Annotated in this window: 11 protein-coding genes and 1 riboswitch; of the genes, 3 read left to right on the forward strand and 8 right to left on the reverse strand. The window is 69.8% G+C overall.

Going from position 1 to position 20,854, the window contains the following annotated elements; translation table 11 throughout:
• Positions 1–19: 19 nt before the first annotated feature.
• The 3 genes from CMC5_RS14160 to CMC5_RS14170 form a co-directional block, all read right to left on the reverse strand.
• Entirely contained in the window at positions 20–568 is a 549-nt protein-coding gene (locus CMC5_RS14160) for a hypothetical protein (RefSeq protein ID WP_050430921.1), read from the reverse strand.
• Positions 565–1,617: an AAA family ATPase gene (locus CMC5_RS14165; protein ID WP_050430922.1), complete on the reverse strand. Its 1,053-nt coding sequence runs from the start codon at positions 1,615–1,617 to the stop codon at positions 565–567. Before CMC5_RS14165 ends, CMC5_RS14160 begins: the two co-directional genes overlap by 4 nt.
• A gap of 124 nt (positions 1,618–1,741) precedes the next feature.
• Positions 1,742–4,480 carry a vWA domain-containing protein gene (locus CMC5_RS14170; protein WP_050430923.1) on the reverse strand — a complete coding sequence of 913 codons (2,739 nt, stop codon included), beginning with the start codon at positions 4,478–4,480 and terminating at the stop codon, positions 1,742–1,744.
• A gap of 565 nt (positions 4,481–5,045) precedes the next feature.
• On the opposite strand from CMC5_RS14170, the gene CMC5_RS14175 reads away from it, so the two are divergent.
• A complete protein-coding gene (locus CMC5_RS14175) occupies positions 5,046–5,531 on the forward strand; it encodes a hypothetical protein (protein WP_156338576.1) in 486 nt (161 codons plus the stop codon).
• 116 nt (positions 5,532–5,647) lie between these two features.
• Here the strand turns inward: CMC5_RS14175 and CMC5_RS14180 are convergent, their stop codons facing one another.
• Positions 5,648–9,337: a S8 family serine peptidase gene (locus tag CMC5_RS14180; RefSeq protein ID WP_050430925.1), complete on the reverse strand. Its 3,690-nt coding sequence runs from the start codon at positions 9,335–9,337 to the stop codon at positions 5,648–5,650.
• A gap of 24 nt (positions 9,338–9,361) precedes the next feature.
• Between CMC5_RS14180 and selA the strand changes: the two genes are divergently transcribed.
• Positions 9,362–10,786 carry an L-seryl-tRNA(Sec) selenium transferase gene (selA, locus tag CMC5_RS14185; RefSeq protein WP_218920264.1) on the forward strand — a complete coding sequence of 475 codons (1,425 nt, stop codon included), beginning with the start codon at positions 9,362–9,364 and terminating at the stop codon, positions 10,784–10,786.
• A 103-nt stretch (positions 10,787–10,889) separates the two neighbouring features.
• Here selA and CMC5_RS14190 read toward each other — a convergent pair whose 3' ends face one another.
• The 4 genes from CMC5_RS14190 to CMC5_RS14205 all read right to left on the reverse strand — a co-directional run bounded on the left by CMC5_RS14190 (position 10,890) and on the right by CMC5_RS14205 (position 18,467).
• Positions 10,890–12,398, reverse strand: coding sequence for a hypothetical protein (locus tag CMC5_RS14190; RefSeq protein WP_050430927.1), 1,509 nt, complete (start codon positions 12,396–12,398; stop codon positions 10,890–10,892).
• Positions 12,399–12,406: 8 nt separating this feature from the next.
• Positions 12,407–15,028, reverse strand: a complete 2,622-nt coding sequence (locus CMC5_RS14195) for a porin family protein (RefSeq protein WP_050430928.1) — start codon at positions 15,026–15,028, stop codon at positions 12,407–12,409.
• Positions 15,029–15,172: 144 nt separating this feature from the next.
• Positions 15,173–16,918 carry a serine/threonine protein kinase gene (locus CMC5_RS14200; protein ID WP_050430929.1) on the reverse strand — a complete coding sequence of 582 codons (1,746 nt, stop codon included), beginning with the start codon at positions 16,916–16,918 and terminating at the stop codon, positions 15,173–15,175.
• Positions 16,919–17,228: 310 nt separating this feature from the next.
• On the reverse strand, positions 17,229–18,467 hold the full coding sequence (locus CMC5_RS14205; RefSeq protein ID WP_156338577.1) for a hypothetical protein: 1,239 nt from the start codon (positions 18,465–18,467) through the stop codon (positions 17,229–17,231).
• 145 nt (positions 18,468–18,612) lie between these two features.
• Positions 18,613–18,760, reverse strand: a riboswitch (cobalamin riboswitch).
• 399 nt (positions 18,761–19,159) lie between these two features.
• On the opposite strand from CMC5_RS14205, the gene CMC5_RS14210 reads away from it, so the two are divergent.
• On the forward strand, positions 19,160–20,845 hold the full coding sequence (locus CMC5_RS14210; RefSeq protein ID WP_082362479.1) for an FHA domain-containing serine/threonine-protein kinase: 1,686 nt from the start codon (positions 19,160–19,162) through the stop codon (positions 20,843–20,845).
• Positions 20,846–20,854 lie beyond the last annotated feature (9 nt).

Consider the following 20,854-nt stretch of genomic DNA (forward strand, 5'->3'; position numbering starts at 1 on the left):
GACGCCACCGGGACAATCTCTACGTTGTAGGACGCCTCGGGCCGCTGGTGACGACGAGGCCCTGGATGGGGTTCGTCCTGGCGAGCTCTCGGTTCAGCACGACCACCTTGGGATTGAGCCAGCGGAGCTCACGCTTGATGGCCTCCGCGAGGGCCGACGCTGCGGCCGGCGAAGCTGGGCGATCTTCCTCCAGCCAGAGGACGACGGCGACTTTGCCAGCTCGGGCGACGAGTGGCTCGACGAAGGTGCGGAGCTGGCCGTCGTCGAGGAGGGGACGGTCACAAGCCCAGACCATGCCCGCCACCGTGTCTCGGACCTTGGCGGCCACCTCTCTGGCGAGGTCGCCGCTGGAGAGCCGCGTCTTGTTCTCGATGCGGGACGCGCGGAAGTCTTTGACCTCGATGAGCCACGGGCGGCTGTCGAGGTACGGGCCGAAGAAGTCGATGGCCTTGGTCTCTCGAAGCCTGCCGAATCCGTCGACGTAGGCGTGATGAGCGTCCCACTTGAGGATACGCCAGGCCTCGTCATCGAAGCAGAACTGGAGGTCCTGCTCCTGATGGACGGTCATGACGACGACTCCGTGGACTCGTCGAAGAGCTTCCGCTCGAAATCGTAATGACGGTTGAATTCTTCGAGGATGGGGTTCTCTCGGAGTTCAGCCAGGGTGGCGCCCGAGGACACGGAGACCGGGCCGTGACCGTCTTCACGGTGGAAGCTGAAGAATTTGATCGGCACGTCGGGGTGCTGTGTGTACTCGGCGAGGAGCGAGAGCTGGTGCGACAGCAGGTAGTCGTGGGTGGTCAGGAAGATCTGCACGCCATGCTTGCCGAGCTCGATCAGGAGTTCGACGACGAGCTTGACCAGCTTCGGGTTCAGGTTGGCCTCGGGTTCGTCCCAGAAGAGGAGGCCGTCCTTCGTGAGCGAGCCGTTGTTCACCAGGTGGGCGAGGCTCGCGATCTTGCGAAGCCCCTCGGCGACGAGGTGGGCTTCCATCTCGCCATCCTGATCGACGACGTAGAAGCGGTTGCCCTGGAGCTTGACCTTCCCACCGAGCGCTCTTTCGAGGGGCTCCGTGAGCCGCTGCGCTTCTTCGGAGCGTGGACCTCGAAGGGCGCTGCGGTTGAGTGCCATGCAGGCGTCGAAGTAGGTCTCGTCGAACGAGAGTTCGCGGTCCTGGTACGCAGCGATGAAGCCTTCGTACATGGCGAGGACCTCGCGCGTGGGCAGGTAGATGGCTGCGGATTCGCCCTTCCAGGTGTTCTCTTCCACCTTCACCGGCTGTTCGGTGGGCTCGCTGTCGAGCGAGAAGGCAATGCGGCCAGCGCTGCCTTCGATGCGCACGTTTGCCTGACGTTGCCCTGACTTGCGTCGCACGATTCGCCCGGCAGCGCGATCCTCGGGCATGAAGACGTTGGCCAGCTTCGCTGCCAGCCGCGACGCGATGGAGAGGTTCTCCTCTTTCGTCTCGAAGACCTTGAGCGTGGCGTACAGCGCCTTCATCGCGTGCGACTTGCCCGTCGCGTTGGTGCCGATGATGACATTGATCCCGGGCGAACAATCGATCTCGGCCCTTTGGAAGGCGCTGAATTCCAGCAGTTCGAGGCGCGTAACCGTCATCCCATGCTCCCTGCGGCGGGAGGCTACACCGACGGGGTGGAACCAGGCGAGGGGCGTGGCCAGGCGAAAGGCGTAGGGAGAGGGGAGGGGGCGACGGCGTGTGGCGTCGCCCTGCGGTGAGGCTTCAGCGGAGGTGGGTGCGGCCGGCGGTTTCGAGGAGCATGGCCAGCACCATCGGATCGCCCATGGTGCCGGTGGAGCCAGCCTGGGCGCGGAGGCGAGCGAGGCGCGCGGCGTCGGTGTAGAAGAGGGGCTCGCTCAGGGTCTCGGCGGCCTGGCGAAGGATGGCTTCGCGCTCCTCCAGCAAGGCGGCGGCGCCGGCGCGGTCGCCGCGGGTCATGTACAGGGCGGCGGTGGTCAAGGCCTCGCCCGCGGCGAAGCCCTGCACGGTGCGGGCGACGGAGGGGTTCTGCGTCGCGGCGCTCGCGGCGTCGCTGTCGGCGAAGCGGACCTGGATGGGGAACTCCTCGGTGACGTTCTTCTTCGCGAGGCGGTCCTTGTAGCGAAGCTCCACGGTGGCGACGCTCGACGTGCTGACGCCAGGAGCGGCGCGCAGCTTGAAGAGCAGGGCGTGGCTGTCGTCGCGCGAGAAGGCGGGCATGAAGAAGCGCATGCCGCCTTCGCGATCCTCGTGGCGGTTGGCGCGGATGCCGTCGCGCTGCTGGGCGTGGACGTCGGCGGCGATCTCCTGGGTGCGGACGCGCACGGCTTCGTCTTCGCCGAGGCGGCGGGAGCCGTAGACGCGGAGCAGTTCGACGCCCTCCTTGAGGCGGACGCGGACCTCGACGGCGGAGGCGACGGGATCGAGGCGGCGCTCCAGCTCGGTGGTGAGGGCCGGGGCGATCTGCTCGGGGTCGCGCAGGTAGTAGTAGCCGCCTGCGCCGTCGCTCGCGATCGCGCTCATCAGCTCGCCGTCATACGAGGTGCCGATGCCGAAGGTGCTGGTCTGGATGCCGCTCTGGAAGGCGTCGAGCGCGAAGCGGGCGAGGCGGCTGCGGGCGGTGATGCCGTCGCTGGCCTGGCCGTCGGAGACGAGGAGGACGACGCGCACGGCGTCGTCGGCGGTGCCGGGGAGGTTGGCCTGGCTGTACGCGAGGCGGAGGCCTTCGCCGATGTTGGTGCCACCCTGGGCGCGGAGGCCCGCGATGACTTGCTGGATGGCCTTGCGGCGATGGCCGACGAGGCCGGCGGGGACCTGGACGGTGGCGTCGCTCTCGAAGGTGGTCAGCGAGAAGTCGTCGGTGGGGTCGAGGCGATCGACGAGGGCCTGGGCGGCCTGGCGCGCGCGGGTGATGGACTCGCCTTCCATGGAGCCGCTGGTGTCGAGGACGAGGTGCACGGAGAGGTGGGGACGCGCGGCGGGGGCGTCGCTGCCGGAGCGCAGGGCGAGGCGAAGGTGGAAGGCGCCGCCGGCCGGGGGAAGCGCGGTGCGTTCGAGGTCGGCGCGCAGGCCGAGGGCGTGGCCCGGGGTGACGTTGAAGGTGGGGGTGTAGCGGGCGCCGACGTCGCTCACGATCTCGCGGTCGGCGTCACGCACGACGCCGCGGGCGACGGCGGACTCGAAGGCGGCGAGGTGGCCGCCACCCGGGCGGTAGGTGGTGGCGAAGCGGCCGTTGGGATCGATCGGGGCCTCGGCGGCGAGCTCGGGGTGGACGGGGGGCGCGCTGGCGCCGGCGAGCTGGTAGGCCTGCGCGGGCGATGCGCTGCCGCCGCCGAGGCGGCCGTGGCCCGCGCCGAAGCCTTGTCCTTGCTTTGCGCGACCGCGGGGGCCGATGCCGCCGCCGAAGCCCTGTCCGGCGCCAGCGCCAGCGCCATGGCCGATGGTGCCGATGCTGCCGAGGCCGATGCCCTCGCCCGCGCCTCCGATGCCGGGGCCGGTGCCCGCAGCATCGCCGATGTCTCCACCCAGGAGGCCCTGTCCCGTGGCGTTTGCGCCTTGGCTGACGTCACGGCCCCAGGGGGCGGAGGGGGCGTTGGGGTCGCCGCCGCTGCCGTGGTTGAGGAGGCCGATCATGCCGAACTCCGCTGCGTCGCGCAGGGCATGCTGCCGCGCGATGTGGGGATCCTGGGCGTCGGCCGGACCGCGGACGCCGTAGCGGTTGCCGCTCGTGCGCGTGGACGGGGAGCCGGCAGAGCCCTCTTCGCCGCGAGCGCGGGTGCCCATGCCACCTTCCTTGTTGTCGGCGCCGGGGAGCGCGACCTCCTCGGTCTCCGTCTCCTCCATCTCCCGCTCGGAGGCGGCGGCGAGGTACTGCTGCATCAGGAAGATCTGATCGGCGGTGGGGCCCTCGTCGTCCGAGGGAGGTGCAGGCGGCGCGAGTGCGAAGGCACCGATCGCAGCGGCGTGCGCGAGGGCCGAGAGGGCGACGAGGCCCAGCGTGCGGCGGCTGGCGCGGGGCTTGAAATCGTGGGCTTCGAGGGGCTGCGAGGCGGTGAGCTTCAGGTGGACGCCACCGAGGTCGACGTCGAGCGCGTCGAGTTCGTCGAGGGGGATGGCCACGGCGCCGTCGAGGCCATCGACGGGGTGGTCGGCGTAGCGTGCACGGGCTTCGGTGGTGGTGAGGGACGTGCCGGCGACGAGCAAGGTGCCCTCGGCGCTGGCAGGGAGCGCGAGGTGCGCGCGTCCGCGGTCGTCGTGGAAGACGAGGGCGAGGCGCAGGGTGCCGAGCACCTGCTCGGGGAGGAAGCAGTCGCAAGGGCGGCCGTCGGGGCGCGCTTCGCCGAGATCGAAGGGGCGAGGGGTCGCGTGGTGGGCGACGTGGAGGACCGTCTCGCCCCAGGCGATGACGATCTCGATGGCTCTCCCAGCAGCAGCAGATCGGGTGACGTCAGATCGGGCGCTCGAGTGGGTGGTGCTGGACATGGCTTTCCCTCTCCGCAACGGGTGCGGCTCTCCGCACGGGGTGCGGCACGGCATGGCGAGGCGCGTGGAGCCAGGCGCTGCGGTGACGAGCGGTGCATCTCCGCTCGTTTCCTCGCGTTCTTCTCGCGCGCTCCAGGCTGACAGCGAGGTCGGGAGAAGGTTCCAGAAACAGGCGACGAACGGTCCGCAGGGAGGAGGGATGCAGGAAATTGGTTCCCTGGGAAGCCTCGACGTAGGGTCCCGCCGCGTTCACGGGGTGCGGTGGGCCGCGGTGCCAGGGGTCGGTCTGGAGACCCACAGGTTTCCGCTCGGGACCGACCATCACCCACCTTCATCACCAGATGAAGGCAACCGGTGCCAGATGTCACACATAGGATCTGGACACCCGCCGGAACGCAATGTTAGTAGAAGGGCGTGACGATGTAGGTGGGTGCGCACATGAAGCGCACGGCGGCCCCTCGGCAGGACTGGCAGGCCCGGGAGTCGCGAAGTAGATGGCTTGGCGTTGGCAGTGCCACCCTCAGTGGATACCCGGAGAAGACCAATGAAACTTGCATGGGCCTGGATGAGCGTTGCGACGGGAGCACTGCTCATGGGGGGGTGGGGCTCCGTGGCTGCGGGTCAGGATGGCTCGAAGGCCGTGCAAGAGGTCCCCGCTGCTGCCGTCGCCGAGGCGTGCGGTCAGGAGATGGTGAGCTGGGCCTACGATGCAGAGCGTCAGGTGCTCGCGCTGAGCGACGGCAGCGTGCAGCTCAACTGCTGCGGGCAGCGGTCGATGCAGGTGGAGCGGGTCGACAACGTGATCGAGATCACGGAGCGTGACCGCCCCGACGAGGGGGGGCGCTGTGCGTCGTCCTGCACCTTCGACCTGGGGACCTCGGTGACGCAGGTGGCGCCCGGCAGCGTGTTCGTGAAGCTGCTGCGTGACGTGACGGACGAGAACGGGAGCCCGGTGCTGGTGTGGCAGGGCAGCCTGGACCTCGCGCAGGGGACCGGGCAGGTGGCGATGGAGGACGCGGCACCCGGGCCGTGCCAGGTCGCCGCGCGCTGAAGCCGAGTCGCCCGCGCCACGTTCGCCAGACGTGAGCGCAGGCCCGAACGCCCGCCCCTCGAGAGGCGGGCGTCGTCGTTTTGTGGCGCGGGGCCGCTCCACGAAAGGTCGCCGCTCTACGAACGGAAGGAAGACCTCCGCTGCCGTCTCCGGGCGGCGAGGGCGGTCAGGGCGGCGAGGGGGAGGAGGAGCGCGGACCCGTGACGCGCTGAGTCGGCCGCAGGGTCATGGCCCGGGGCGGTGCAGGTGCAGCCGCCGATGGGGCGCAAGGAGGGGGGAGCGGCGGTCGGCGGAGGGGCGCACATCTCCGGGGTGAGGGGGGTGGCGGCCATGCGCGAGGAGCCCTGGGTGAGGGGGGTCTCGAGGTTGCCGGTGTTGCGGTTGTCGTGGTGGAAGCTCTCCCACTCGATGCGGGTGTCGGTGGGGGCGTCGGTGTGCCAGGCGTAGAGCCAGCCGTCGCGGGTGCCGACGGCGACGTCGAGGAAGCCGTCGCCGTCGAGGTCGCCGAGGGCCGGGGTGGAGATGATCCACTGGCCGGTGAACTTGGGGAAGCCGGTGGCTTCGCGGCCGCACGCGTCGACGGCGCGGAGGAAGTAGCCGCCGGTGCCGGTGAGGACTTCGGGGTAGCCGTCGTCGTTCAGGTCGGCGATCGCCTGGTTGTTGAAGAAGGTGTAGTCCTCGAGGACGACGGGGGAGCCGGGGAGCATGGCGCCGGTCTTGCCACTCCACATGGCGAGGAGGTGGTGGTCGCCCGGGATCCTGGCGCCGCCCTGGAGGAGGCCCGCGAGGGCGAGGGAGCCGCCGGAGGTGACGATGTCGGGCACGCCGTCCTGATCGAGGTCGCCAACGGAGGGCTGGGCGAAGAGGGGGAGGAAGCTGTTGGGGCGGTGCGCGGTGGACGCGGGGCCGAAGTCGCTGCCGAGGGCGAGGCCGCGGGTGCCGTCGGGCTGGACGGGGAGGGCGTTCGCGGGGAGGTCGGTGAGCGTGCGCTGATCGCCAGGGCGGGCGGGGAGGACGAGGGGGGATGCGCCCTGGCCATGGGTGATGGTGGCGAGGGTGTCGTCGAAGCGGGCGATGGCGCCGGCGTTGGGGATGCCTTCGCCGATGAGGGGGAAGAGCTCGAAGGAGGTCATGGTGACGGGCCAGCCGGGGAGGATGGGGCCGTCAGGGGCTTCGTTGCCGCGGCCGTCGACGAGGTAGACGGCGCCGGCGTTGCCGTCGTCGCCGAGCTGTTCGCTGGAGCCGACGAGGAGGTCGGGGATGCCATCGTCGTTGAAGTCGCCGACCGCAGGGGTGGTGAGGATGCGGCTGCGCGCCGGTTCGTCGGCGAGGGGGCCGGTGTAGTGGAGGGCGACGGGGAAGCCAGGGAGGTCGTTGCCGGCGGCGTCGAAGGCGTGGATCTGGCCGTCGAAGGCGGCCTGCACGATGTCGAGCGCGCCGTCGCCGTCGAGGTCGACGAGGACGGGGGAGGCGAAGGTGCCGCGCGTGATGCGTGCCTCGGGGGACATGCAGGGGGTGACGACGGGCGCCGCGGGATCGAGGGGGCAGGAGGGGATGTCGGGGAGGCGGCGAGGCCAACCGGGTTTCGGCTGGCCGTCGTGTCCGATGACGTAGAGGGTGCCAGGCCAGGTGCTGACGACGATCTCGACGTGGCCGTCGCCGTCGAGGTCGTCGACGGCAGGGCTGCTGACGATGGCCTCGCGGGCGAGGTCGGGGCGGAGGTCGCCGGACTTGTACGCGGGCGCGGTGAGGTACGAGGGCCTGGCTGGTTGCGATGCGGGGTCGGCGAGGCCGTCGATGATCGCGGTGCGGAAGGGGAAGCCGGCGAGAGGGATGGGGCCGGTGGGGGTGATGCGGAGGACGTGGACTTCGCCGCCGGCGGTGGGGAAGACGAGGTCGCGGATGCCGTCGCCGTCGACGTCGGCCATCTTGGGGCTGCCTTCGCCGCTGTCGCTGCCGGTGTCGCTGCCGCCGAGGTGGATTGGAAAGCCGCGGAGGAGGGTGGGGTCGCGGTGGATGTAATAGGTGCGGCGCAGCTCGCCAGGGACGTCGCCGATGTCGCCGCCGTAGTGGGCGACGGAGCGGACGCGCACGGTGATGGCGCGATCGTTCTCGCCGCGGGGGCTGTCGGGATCGCGGGCTTGCTCGGGGCTGAACTGGACCGAGCGGAGTTCGAGGTTGGCGAGGGGGCCTTGCTCGCCCGAGACGATGGTCGAGGGGATGTTGTTGGCCTGGGCGAGGACGGTGAAGGCGTCGTCGAAGGGCTGGACGCCAGGGGCCCATTCCACGACGTAATCGTACGCGGTGGCGCGTCGGGCGGAGACGGTGCCCTGGATCGGGATGGGGCCGCTCACCCTGTCCTCGTAGAGGACCTGGAACCAGAGGGGGGAGGTGATGTCGACGGCCGGTGGGATGCGTCGATCGCGAATGGCTTCGACGGCGCGGTTGGCATTGACGCGGCCATAGCCGAACCGCTGGTCGAAGCCGCGCTGGGACCACGCGTACGGGGAGCCCTGCTCGCGCGACTCCGGTTTGTCGATGTCGTCGGCGGTCATGAAGAGGAGGCTCTGCGCCTCGCCGGGAGAGAGGGGGACGCTGTACTTGAGGGACGCGGCGTAAAGGAGGCCAGCGATGCCCGAGAGCTGGCCGGTGGCCTCGCTGGAGCAGCCCTTGCCCGAGGCCGAGAGGAAGTTCTGGCCGCCGTAGTTGGAGCAGGGGTGGAAGTCGAGGTACGTGGAGGAGGCGGTGGCGCTCGCGCCGTCGTACCGGATGGCGTGGACGGGGAGGGTATGGTTGCTGGTCGCGGGGTGGTTGTGGTGGCGTGAGCTCTCGTCCGCCATCGAGGTGATGACGAGGACGCCGTTCTTGTAGGCGTAATCGAGCGCGGCCTGGGTGAAGCGGGTGTTGTCGATGGTGCCGAGCGCGCACTGGACGACGCTCGCGCCGTTGTCGGCCGCATAGGCGAGGGCCTGGGCGAAGTCGGAGGCGTCGGCAATGAAGCTGTCGCCCACACGCAAGGGGATGAAACGGCAATCCGGGCAAGCGCCGGCGCCACCGATGCCGTTGTTGGCCTGGGCTACCGAGTCGCGCGCCTGGCCGGTGCCGTGGCCGTAGCGGGTGTCGTCGTGGGGGTCGTTGTCGTCCTTGAAGAAGTCCCAGCCGGCGATGTCGTCGATGTAGCCATTCTGGTCGTCGTCGATGCCGTCGGAGAAATTCAGAATGAGGTCGCCGGCGTCGAGGTGGCCGTTGCCATTGAGGTCGCCTCGCACCGAGGTGGAGCTGGGTGGCGGTTGCAAGGAGGGGGTGTCGCGGTAATCGGCGACGGTGAGCTTGCCGTCGCCATTGCAGTCGAAGCCGGCGAGTTCTCCCTCGCCACCGCAGGGGTCGTCGTTGGCGGTGCGGGGTTTGTGGCTGGTGAGTTCGCGGTGGTTCAGCCAGACCTGCTCGACGAGGTCGGGCTCGTCCCAGTGGATGCCGGAGTCGGTGATGGCGATGCGAACGCGGGGGTCGCCGGTGGTGAGGCGCCAGGCGAGGTCGATCGACATGCCGGAGGCGGTCTCCTCCGGGCGTGGGGTGATGAAGCCACTCGGGTCGGGGACGAAGGAGTAGTAGTTCCACTGGCCGTCGCTTTCGCTGCTGTAGGCATAAGCGGGATCGTTGGGCCAGTGCTGCGGGGTGGCCATGTCGGCGGCGGTGGCCGTCGGTGGAGGAGGCCAGGCCGCGGACGCGCCTCCGGGGACGAGGGCGCCCGCTCCCATGACCAGGGCCAGCAGGCTCGTCAGGGGGAGGTGGCGAGCGCGGTGCATGGGGATCAACCTACCACCGGGGGCGTGGCATGGGTAAACCGGGCCTCGATGGCGCTCGGGGATCTGTCGCGCTTGCCGCGGGTGGACCGCGTTTCTCAGCATCCGTCACTCGCGTCGCTGCGGCGTCGTCTCGGCGCGGAGGCGCTGACGCGGTTGGCGCGTCGGGTGATCGAGGAGGCGCGAGGCGTGGTGCGCGCTGGAGGCGCAGCGCCGAGCGAGGAGGAGGCGGTCGCGCAGGTGGCGGCGCTGGCGAGGGCGTCGCTGTCGTCGCGAAGTCGGTCGGTGATCAACGCGACGGGGGTCGTGCTGCACACGAACCTGGGGAGGGCACCGCTGGGTGCGCGTGCGGTGGCCGCCGTGGAGGCGTCGGCGCAGGGGTACGCGTCGCTGGAGCTGGATCTGTCGACGGGTCGGCGCGGTCCGCGAGGGGCGTTCGCGGAGGGGGCGCTGGCGTCGCTGGTCGGTGCCGAAGCGGCGCTGCTGGTGAACAACTGCGCGGCTGCGGTGATGCTGGCGCTCGGTGCGCTGGCGGCGGGGAAGAAGGTGGTGGTGTCCCGGGGGGAGCTGGTCGAGATCGGGGGCGGGTTCCGGGTGCCCGAGGTGCTGGCACGCTCGGGGGCGGAGCTGCTGGAGGTGGGGACGACGAACCGGACGCGGGTCGCCGACTATGCGCAGGCGCTGGATGGCGGGGGCGTGGCGGCGATCCTGCGGGTGCACCAGGGAAACTTTCGACAGGTGGGGTTCGTGGAGCGTCCCGAGCGGCGGGCGCTGGCGGCGCTGGCGCGCGAGCGAGGGGTGTGGCTGGTGGAAGATCTGGGGGGTGGGGCGCTAATGGATCTGGAGGCGTGGGGGCTTCCAGGAGAGCCGACGGTGCAAGCGTGCGTGGCCGGTGGGGTGGACGTGGTCTGCTTCAGCACGGACAAGGTGCTGGGGGGGCCGCAAGGTGGTGCGCTTCTGGGGCGCACAGAGGCGGTGGAGCGTGCGCGGCGTGATCCGCTGGCGCGGGCGCTGAGGATGGGGCGGTTGCCGCTGGTGGCGCTGGAGGAGACGCTGGCTTGCTACCAGGAGGGGGCGCTGGACGAGGTGCCGGTGCTGCGGATGCTGCGGACGTCGTGCGAGGCGCTGCGCGCGCGCGCCGAGGGGTGGCGTGCGTGGTTGTCAGCGCGTGGGATCGCGGTGGAGGTGGTGTCGCTGGAGGGGGCGGTGGGGGGCGGAGCGCTGGCGGAGACGCCGCTCGCGTCGGTGGGGATCGCGGTGGAGGGCGAGGAGGCGGAGGGACTGGCGGAGCGGCTGCGCACGGGAGCGCCAGCGGTGCTGGGGCGGGTGCAGGCGGAGCGGTTGCTCGTCGATGCGCGGACGGTGCTGCCCGAGGAGGATGAGAGGTTGCTGGCGGCGATCGAGGCGGCCGTGACGCAGGGGCGTGGAGGCCGGGAGCAAGGGCAGGCGTGAAGGCGGTGGGCTGCGGCGCGTGAGATGCGAGGCGAGCTGCGGCGCGTGGAACGCGAAGCATGCGGTGACGCGCGTGGTCAGCGCAGCGCTGCGGCGTGCTCGGTCACGGGAGGCAGAGTGCCGGGGTCGGGTAGGCGGCGCAGTGGGCTGGGTCGGTGGGGGGAGCGATGTGCAAGTACGTGCTCTGGGAGTTGAGGCGGCGTCGGCTGCCGCATCGATCGCCGCTCGCAGGTTCGAGATCGGCGCACACGCCTGCCTCGTTGGGGAGAGTCCACGCCTGGCCGGTGCCATAGACGAGGTTCATGGAGTAGCCGCCTTCGGGGAGGCACCCTTGCTCGACGCGGATCTCGCGACCGAACTGCCGTGAGAGGGCAGCGCCGAGGGCGTCGCGGTCCGGGATGATGGGGTTGCCCTGGCTGTCGTCGAAGTGGGGGACGACGAGGACGCCGCCGCGAGAGGGATCGGCCGGGAACAGGCAGAGGGCGGCAGGGCGGACGGCGATGAGGGCTTCGGGTTGTTCGGGCTCCGTGAGCGGGAGCTGGTTCAGTGCGGCCGTCTCGAGGAGGCTCTTGTAGAGGGTGAGGCCCTGGATGATGACGGTCGGCGAGGTCTGCCGCGCGATGGCTTCGCCAGGCGCCGCGAGCTTGTTGAAGGCGGAGATGGGGGAGAGCGCTGGCAGGAACGGGGCGTCGGGGACGACGTCGGGGGCGCCGTCGCCGTTCATGTCCTGGAATCCGTAACGGATGGTGGGCGTGGTGCCGCCGCCGACGGGGAAGAAGAAGGGGGACTTCGCAGCGTCGTCTCGCTCGTCGGCAGGGACGCCGGCCGCGAGGCGGAGCCGGACGAACGAGGCCTCGGTGTCGGAGGGCGAGCCGAGGGAGAAGTGCGCGAGCTGGTGATCCGAGGCCATGGTGACGGTGGCCGTGGTGCCAGGGGTGGAGGAGAGCGCGTCGGGGACGTGGAAGACGGGGCGCTCGGTGGGGATGGGGAGCGCGAAGGTGACGGCGACGTCGCTGACGCGGGCGCCTTGCTCGGGGATGCGGCCGCTCTGGCCGAGGGGGATGGGGCGGTACTGCGGGCGCGCGCCAGCGAGGACCGCGGCGGCATTGGTGATGGCGCCGCCGGCGATGTCACCTCGCGTGGGGAGGTTCGAGATGGAGAAGGTGGGGTCGAAGTCGCCGTCGAGATCGTAGAAGCCGCGGATCTGGTAGGTGCCCGCCGGCAAGGGGGCGATGCTCCAGGTGGCGCTGACGGTGATGTTCGGTGGGTTCGCGCCGGGGCAGCCCTCGGTGTAGCCGAACTGGGCGCGCACGCTGGCGAAGAGCTCGTCACCGGGGACGGCGTCGAAGCTCGCGGCGGTGGTGCCGAGGCCGTCAGGGGGCGGCAGGAGGCGGGTGTCGAAGGCGAGGAGGATCGCGGCACCGACGACGCGCCCGTTGCGGATGCACGGTGGCGGTCCGGTGTAGGTGATGGTGCCTTCGATGACGCCCGCGGGGCCGCCGAACTCGGGGCGCGGGATGAAGGTGTCGATGTCGCCGCACGCGGTGGTGGACGCGAGGGCGAGGGAGGCCGCGAGGAGGAGCAGGGGCTTCGAGGGGAGGGTGCTGTTCATCGCGGCGCCTAGAGGTTGTACGTGAAGAAGCCCATGAAGCGTCGGCCGACGCGGTTGCCGAAGGGGTGCATCTGCGGCGACTCGGGGCCGGTGATCCCTGCGAGGGCGTTGAAGACGGTGGCCGAGAGTTCGGCGTGGTCGCCGAGGAAGCGGTAGCCGAGGCGGGCGTTCACCAGGGTGTATCCCGGGAGGTCGAAGACCTGCGGGAAGATGCCGGTGGCGGTGGCGACCTGCTCCACCCACTGCTGGCTGGACTGGTAGTGGAACATGAGCTCGCCATCGATGCCGATCTTGGTGCGGGCCTGGACGCCGACGTTGATCTTGTGGCGGCTGGTGCGCCGGTCGGCAGGGACGAGGCAGCCGTCGCCGACGCTCTGGTTGGAGAGGTTGAGGGCGTAGTTGGCGATGACGTCGATGCCCTCGATCGGGAAGAGGCGTCCACCGACCTCGCCGCCGACGACGTTGTAGGTGTCGCACTGGTTGTCCCAGCCGCCGAAGCCGACGGTGTAGCGGCCCGTCGCAGGATCGATGCCGCCGAAGCCGTCAGCGCGGTTGGAGAGGGTGAGGATGCGTCGGTCGGCGAGGGCGATGAGGTCGGTGACGCGGTTGTAGTAGGCGGTGACCTCGAAGTTCACGAAGTCGCTCTGCTGGTTGAGGTAGCTGGCCTCGGCGGCGACGATCTGCTCGGGGTTGAGCTTGAAGCCAGGTCGGTCGCGGGCGTTGGTCTCCGAGAACAGCTCGGCGCCGGTCTGCGCGAGCTGGATGGGGAGCGCGAGGTAGGCTTCGAGGAAGGTGGGCGAGCGGAAGGCGGTGGAGCCGGAGAGGCGGATGGCCTGCTGGCTCGTCGGCTTGATGATGAAGGCGCCGCGCGGTGAGGGGATGACGCGCTCGAGGAAGGGAACGTAGTCGAGGCGGCCCGAGGCGACGAAGGTGAAGTGCGGGCCGATCTTCATCGCGTCCTGGAGGAAGATGGCGCCGTGATGCTCGGTCGGCGGGTCGTCGATCAGGTAGCTCCAGCGGATGTGCTTGAGGCGGTAGCTTCCGCCGAGGTGGAGGTCGTGCTCGACGGCCTCGGGGAAGCGCAGGGTGCGAACGAACTCCGCCTCGGCGTGGTAGAGGTGCTGGAGGGCGTTGGTGGGGTAGAGGGTGCGCCCGGCGTATGCCGCGTTCGACTGCGCATCCACGTCCATGTTCGTGTAGTAGGTGCGGACGTTCAGGAAGTCGCTGGTGAACATGGCCGTGGCGTCCATGTTCGTGCCCTGGAAGATGTAGTCGTTGAACGGGCCGATGCCGTAGATGTTCATCTCGTTGCGGGAGTAGCCACCACCGAGATGGAGCATGCGGCCCTTGCCGAGGCGCTGCGTGGTCCTGAGATCGAGTCGTACGTTCTGCGCGCCGAGGTTCTGGCTCTGGCTGGTGAGGTCGAGATCGATGCGGTCGGGGGCGACCTCGCGCGTCCAGCGGGGATAGCGGGTGAAGCCTGCGGAGAGGCGGTAGCCGAAGTCGCCCTCGCGGCCGGTGGTCCACACGGAGCCGTAACCCTGGACCTGATCACCGACGCCGACGCGGGCGCCGTCGCGGCCTTCGCCTGGCGCGATGGTGATGATGTTGACGATGCCCACGAAGGCGTCGGCGCCGTAGAGCGCGGAGCCAGGGCCGCGTACGACCTCGATGCGTTCGATCTGGTCGACGTCGATGGTCAACATCTCCCAGAAGGTGGAGCCGAGGATGTCGTTCTTCGCGGTGCGTCCGTTGATCAGGACGAGCAGCTTGTTCGAGAGGCGGCTGTTGAAGCCGCGCATCGAGACGCTGGTGTCACCACCCGTGATTTGCATGACGTCCATGCCGGCGACGCGGCGGAGCAGCTCCGGGATGCGGGTGATGCCGGAGAGGCGGATGTCCTGCCGGGTGATGATCGTGGTGGAGCTGGGGGCGTCGAGGGGGCTCTGCGCGTTGCGCGAGGCCGTGACGACGGTCTCCTGGTAGATGTCGTCGGTGCGCGCCTCGCCGACGAGCTGTCGGGTGTCGGGGGTGACGGGGGTGCCCGGCGTGTGCTGTTCACCCGAGGGGCGCTGAGGCTCGGTGGGTCGATCGGGTTGCTCGCCGGGCCTGGGGGGCTGGCCGGTCGGGGCCGTGGGGCCCGTGGGCGGTTGCTCGCCAGGCTGCGGTGGGGTCAGCGGTGGAGGCTGGGTCGTCGACGGGGGTCTGGGCGGCTCGGTGGCGGCGCGCTGGGCGGCGAGCTTCTCTTCGAGCTGGCGGAGGACCTGGGAGACCTTGTCGCGATCTTCGGGTTCGCTCGCGAGGTATTGACGGTAGCTCGCGACGGCCTGTTCGAGGTTGCCTGCCTCGGCGTGCGCGCGGGCGATGTTGTAGACGACGCTGGGGTGCGGGAGGATCTCGTTCGCCTTCTCGAGCTCCTTGATGCCTTCATCGAAGCGCCGCTTCGTGATGAGCTCCATGCCCGTCTTGAAATGACGGCGGGCTTCGGTGCGAGCATCGGCGAGGGCGCTCGCGGGGAGCAGGGTCGCTGCGAGCAAGGCGGCGAACGCGGTGAGCCGGATCCGCTGCGAGCGGCGGCGCCTTGGCGGCGTGGAGGCTGCGCTCGGCGTTCGGGAGACGGGATACGCCATCGATCCCGTTGTCGCTCAGGTGGCCTGCCCGGGGCAAGCTTCGCGGCAGGGCGGTGAGTGTGGTCGCGGCGGGTTGCGGGAGCGACGACGCGGCGCGCGGTCCACCAGCGGGAGCGCGACCAGGGCCCTGCTGGGCGCGTGGGTTCAGTTGCCGAACGGGTTGTCCTTGTACCCCTCGGGCTTGGGCGGGGGGAGGCGTCCGGCGGGTGCCGCTTCGAGCTTGACCTTTACCCTGTCCTCGGCGCCGATGACGCTGACCTTGGTGGGCTTGAAGCCCCGCTTCTCGAAGGTGAGCTCGTGCTTGACGGCCGGTGAGGCGTCGTCGCCGTGCCAGGTGATGCGACACGGCGTCGCTGCGCAGAGTTCCTTGGCGCCTTCGAGGACGACGGCGCCAGGGGGATTGCTCTCGACGTCGATGGTGAGGGACGCAGGCTTGTCGTGCGAGACGGCGAGGCTCGTGGGTGCCTGAGGAGCAACCGAGGGGGTGGGCGCGGGCGCTGCGGTCGTCGCCACGGAGGGGGCGCCGGTGCTCGCCTGGTCTGCGCCCGTGGTGGGCTTGGAGCCGCTGGAGAGGACCACGCCCACGCCGATGACGGACGCGAGGACGCCACCCACCGCCCAGGGGAGGAGCCGGCGCATGCCGCTCGGTGCCGCGGCGGGAGCGCCACTCGGAGGTCGCGGTCTGGGGCCCAGGGAGTCGGTGATGGGGGGCGGGACGAAGACGGGCGCGCCCGGGGGAGGTTGCGAGCTGGCGTCGGGTGAGAGCAGGCCCGGGTAGGCGATCGGGTTCGTGGGCGGGGCGGAGTGCGGACCCGAGTGCGCGCCGGAGTAGGTGCCGGAGTAGTTCCCCGTGTAGTTCGCGCCGTAGTTGACGGAGGCGGTCGAGTGCTCGCCGCTCGTCGCGAGCGAGGGGCGCGAGCTGCGGCTGTAGTTGCCCGCGACCGCCGGCAAGACGTCGTTCGTGTCCGTCAACGTCGCGCCACCCGTGCGCTTCAACGCGATGAGGACGTCGTTCATCGAGGCGAAGCGGGCCCTCGGGTTCTTGTCGAGGCACCGGTAGATGAGCCCCTCCATGGCAGGAGAGATGGCGAGCCCCGGGTAGACTTCGTGCATCGGCGGCACGGCGTCGTGCACGTGGGCCATGAGCGTGCTGACGCTGGCGCCACGATCGAACGGGACCTGGCCGGTCAGCATCTCGTACATCATCACGCCGAGCGCGTAGACGTCCGTGCGCGCAGAGATCTCGCCGCCGGTGATCTGCTCGGGCGCCATGTACTTCGGCGAGCCCATGAACAGCCCTTGCTGGGTGAGGTCCTGGCCGCTCTCGACGTCCTTCACCAGGCCGAAGTCGAGGACCTTCACATGGTCCTGCTCGTCTTCGTGGGTGACGAGCAAGACGTTGCCCGGCTTGAGGTCGCGGTGCACGACACCGAGGCCGTGCGCTTCGCGGAGAGAGCGGCAGATCTGTCGCGCGATGTACGAGGTGCGCTGCTCGTCGAAGGGACCTTCCTCGCGGAGGGCGCGGTGCATGGTCCTGCCCTCGATGTACTCCATCGCGATGTAGTAGATGTCGTCGCTCTGCCCGTAGTCGAAGACGGTGACCGTGTTCGGGTGGGTGAGCTTGGAGGCCGTCGCGGCTTCGAGGACGAAGCGGCGGTGGAACTCGGGATCGCGATCGCCGTCGTACTTGGGGCTGAGGACCTTGAGGGCGCAGATGCGTCCGAGCGGCGCTTGCTCGGCGCGGTAGACCTTGCCCATGCCACCACGCGCGATGACACTGACGATCTTGAAGCGATCGTTGATCACGCGACCGATGAGCGGATCCGACAGAGCAGCACCCTTCGGCGAGGTCGAGCTGCCAGTTCCCTCTCGCTGGCGGTCGTCGGACATGATCTGCGCGCTCCCCGCGCGGTTCAAGAAGGAGACGTGGCGGGGCTGACAACCGCCTCCGTCGCAGTCTGACCGAGGCGGCTCCGGCGTGTCAATCTGTCGACATCTCCTTCCTGTACGCACACCGGCAGGAGGGTCATGGCGACCGGGATGGCAGGTGACCTTTCCGTGATAGCGGCAGCCCAGCCGGGCGATGGCGGCCGGCCTGCGCGGAGGCATCCGGCGCTGGAGCCGAGCTGTCTCGAGGAAACGGTCTGGGGTTGGACGTAAGGGGAAACGCGAGCGATGATCCGCTTCTGCGGAGGCCGCGTTACCGTCGGGCCAGAACGACGAAGGTGGTGACGCCGCCTGGAAGGGTCAGGCCCACCCAGACCCGGTTGTCCTCGTCGGTGGTCAGCGCGAGGGCCGTGTTCGGGGTGGTGAGGCGGAGGACCTCGGCAGGCTCACCCTGGGGCTGCACCGTGGCGCCCGACGTGTAGGGGGTCGCCAGCGGGTCGAGGTAGTCATAGGTCGCGGGATCCGTCGGCTGGAAGACGACGAGGCCGGGAGCGTCCCCTTCGGGGGCCATGGCGGCCAGCGCGTCCCCAAAGCCAGGGAGCTCGAACAGCGTGGTCCCCTGGGTGGCCCCCGCACCACGAGCCACCTGCCCGGCTGCGTAGGCCCGCGCTTCCTGACCGTCCGAGAACGTCGGGAGGATGGCGAAGGCGTTGCCGGCGCGGTCGATGGTGAGCGGTCCGGAGAAGTCACCCCAGCTGTCGACCTCGACGGGGGCGGAGCAGGTGGCGTCGCCCTCGGGCAAGAAGCGCGGGTTCTGATCGGCCGTCCCGCAGCTGTCGGCGGCATACAGCGCGTTGGCGCCGCTGGCGCCTTCGCCGAGCAAGGAGAGGCCCGTGTAGAGCAGGCGCCCTGCCAGGGCCGTCGCTGCATAGAAGCCGTTCACGGTGTACCGCTCCGTGACGGTGTCGTTGGTGACGAGGAGGAGCTCCCCTTCGGTGTTGGGGAAGGCGCCCGTCCAGGAGAGTGCGGTCCAGTCGAAGAAGGGGAGGTCGAGCGCCTGGCCTCCGAAGTATGAGCCCGCCGGGGTTCCGGTCTCGATCGTCGTCACCGTGGAGGTCATGGCGCCGGTCGCGCCGGCCGGTGGCGAGAGGCGTACGAGATGCGCGGGGTCTCCGTGCTGGTTGTCCACCTCCAGGAGGAGGGGGCCGCCATGTCGGCCCCAGGTGACCGAGCCGAGGGAGACGTCTGCGGTGTAGACGCCGACCGCACAGAGCGTCGAATCCACGATCGAGAAGGCGTCCGCGTAAGTCGAAGGATCGAGGCAATCGCCGCTGTCACCCCCCGCGCCGCCCGTGCCGCCTGCGCCGCCTGCCCCGGCGCCTCCCGCGCCGCCCTGGCTGCTGGTCGATGCACCCGAGCCGCCCGAGCCATCCTCGTCGCCTCCTCCGCATCCGCTGGCGGCGGAGACACCCACGGCCACCATGGCGCACAGCCCGATCGACGTCCAGGAGAGGTCCCAGCGACCGCCCCGCATGCTTCTTTGCCGTCCCATTGCTGCTGTCCTTTCCGGGCGCCACACCGCGCCGTTCCACACGGTCGACTCCGTGCTCGGGGCAGCGCGCGGCCAGGCGAGGACAGGGCGAGACCTGATGCCCGCCGCATGCTCCACCCCGGAGCCGCGGACGGTCTCATGCAGCAGGTTTCCTGGCTCCCGGATCGTCCTCCAGCGGTCCTTCCCAGAGGCGGCGCTTCCTTGAAAGAAAGGCGCCGGAGCTCCAGTGGATGTTCCGCCTTCGTCCCCGGTCACAGTGGCGGGGGCCGCGCCGGTCTCTCACCGGCTTCCCTGTTGGCTGGCGCGAGGCGTCGCTGCGAGGACGACTGCCGCCCGGGACGAGCCCCGGGCATCGGTCGGCCGACACGGCTGTGCCTCGCGCCCACTGCGCGAGATCGGCAGGCCCGACAGGCCTGCACCCGCGACCTAGTTCAGGTCACGGTAGAGCGTCAAGCGCTCCGATCGGTGTCCTGGCGTCCCAGGCGTGCTGCAGGGGGCTTCCGGTGCGGGTTGGGTGGAGCCGGCCTCATGGGGATGGAAACTTCGAAGGCCGAAGGGTAGGAGGAGGGTAACGCCGGCACGTCTCTTCTCTGTAACGACTCGTTGCGCTTGTCGCTCAGATAGACGACGCTGTCGCCCAGGTTGGTGTCGGCACGCACCGGCGTTGAGGCTCTACCGTTTTGACTGAGGCCGTGACCAAGACGTCTCCCCCTCCCATCACTGCCGGAACGGTCATCAATGACCGTTACGAGATCCGTCAGAGCCTTGGTAAAGGCGGCATGGGCGAGGTCTTCCTGGCATTCGATCGCTCCACCCAGCAAACGGTGGCGCTCAAGGTCGTGCGTGAAGAGTCGCGCATGCCCGGAGACGACGAGGCGCTTCGTCAGGAGCTGCTGCTCGCGCGATCGGTCGGCCACCCCAACGTCTGCCGCGTCCATGACCTGGCGCCGAGCCTCTGGGGCCCGATCCTGGTCATGGAGCAGATCCCTGGCCAGACGCTGCACACGCACATCCGCAAGCGGAAGGCGCAAGGGGGGTACTCCGCCGACGAGTTCCGCAAGATCGCGAGCGAGGTCTGCAACGGTCTTGCGGCGATCCACGCCCAGGGGCTGGTGCACGGTGACCTGAAGCCCGGCAACGTGATGGTCTCCGAGGGGCGGACGGTGATCCTGGACTTCGGCTTCGCTCAGGAGCGCGCGCGTGCTTCGGCGCGCAAGCCGGGGGCGCCGCCCGACGGCGGGACGCCGAACTACATGTCCCCGGAGCGGTTGCGCAGTGGTGGTGCCAGCCCCGAAGACGATGTGTACGCGATGGCCCTGACGCTCTGGGAGATGTGGACCTGCCGCGTCCCCGAGCCTGGCTACAAGCCGCGGGTCAAGCCGATGAAGCAGCAGATCATGTTCGATGTGCCGGCAGGCCTGTCGCATGACGAGATCCGGCAGATCTTCCGCGGTCTCAACGAAGACCCGACGATGCGCCCGCAGGCGCGTCACATGCGGTTCTTCAACCCGTCGCAGCTGACGACGAGCCCCATCCAGCTACCGCGAGAGCGTCTCGATCCAGGTCCGCCGCCGGGTGGCGCGCTTCGGACGAACTTCACGCCTGGCGCGCAGTCGTTGCTGGTCAGCTACGCGAGCAACGCGCCGGACATCGTGGGGACGCTGCTGCCGCTGGACAAGTCGGTGATCACCATCGGGCGGCGGAGCGATCAAGACATCGTGCTCTCGGAGGCGACGGTCTCGGGAGCGCACGCGACGCTCCGGTGGCAGACGGGGACGTGGCTCGTCGAGGATCACGGGAGCACCAACGGGACGTACGCCGACTTCAACTACGAGCGGAAGACGCAGGTGTCGCTGCTGCATGGCGGCGAGGTGCAGCTCGGCGAGTGTCGGCTGAAGCTGGTCACCTTCGGCTCGGACTCGCCGCACCACAAGAAGGCGAAGCAGTACCTGGCGAAGCGAGACGGGCTCACGGGGTTGCTCGTGCGCGAGCATCTGATGAAGGCCATCGACGAGGATGGACTCTTCGCAGAGTGGGCCGAGGTGCCGATGCAGATTGCGCGCTTCGAGCTGCGGGGGCCGAACCGGCAAGTGAGCGAGCGGCCGACCATCCTGGAGATGCTCGCGCTGCGCAAGGCGGCGCAGCGGGTCATCGACTTGACCGAGATGCTGCTGCTCAGCCTGACGCCGGCGGTCGCGGGCCGTACGGGGCCCCTCAAGTTTGCGGTCTCGGTGGTGGGGCCGAGCCTCGAAGAGGCGCGCCACGTCGTGGAGCAGGTCGTGGCGCAGGTTCAAGGGACCTTGCCCGAAACGCTGGAGCTGGCGGCCACATTGGTGAAGTTCGAGCCCGGGCGACCCGCCCGGACGCTGGTGGATTGACGCAGTAGC

It is taken from the genome of Chondromyces crocatus, assembly GCF_001189295.1.
Classification (GTDB): domain Bacteria; phylum Myxococcota_A; class Polyangia; order Polyangiales; family Polyangiaceae; genus Chondromyces; species Chondromyces crocatus.

Coding starts and splice junctions, on each gene's coding strand:
- CMC5_RS14180 (WP_050430925.1), bottom strand. CDS start 9,337: ATGCACCGCGCTCGCCACCTCCCCCTGACGAGCCTGCTGGCCCTGGTC.
- CMC5_RS14190 (WP_050430927.1), bottom strand. CDS start 12,398: ATGAACAGCACCCTCCCCTCGAAGCCCCTGCTCCTCCTCGCGGCCTCC.
- CMC5_RS14200 (WP_050430929.1), bottom strand. CDS start 16,918: ATGTCCGACGACCGCCAGCGAGAGGGAACTGGCAGCTCGACCTCGCCG.
- CMC5_RS14165 (WP_050430922.1), bottom strand. CDS start 1,617: ATGACGGTTACGCGCCTCGAACTGCTGGAATTCAGCGCCTTCCAAAGG.
- CMC5_RS14175 (WP_156338576.1), top strand. CDS start 5,046: ATGAGCGTTGCGACGGGAGCACTGCTCATGGGGGGGTGGGGCTCCGTG.
- CMC5_RS14160 (WP_050430921.1), bottom strand. CDS start 568: ATGACCGTCCATCAGGAGCAGGACCTCCAGTTCTGCTTCGATGACGAG.
- CMC5_RS14170 (WP_050430923.1), bottom strand. CDS start 4,480: ATGTCCAGCACCACCCACTCGAGCGCCCGATCTGACGTCACCCGATCT.
- CMC5_RS14205 (WP_156338577.1), bottom strand. CDS start 18,467: ATGGGACGGCAAAGAAGCATGCGGGGCGGTCGCTGGGACCTCTCCTGG.
- CMC5_RS14195 (WP_050430928.1), bottom strand. CDS start 15,028: ATGGCGTATCCCGTCTCCCGAACGCCGAGCGCAGCCTCCACGCCGCCA.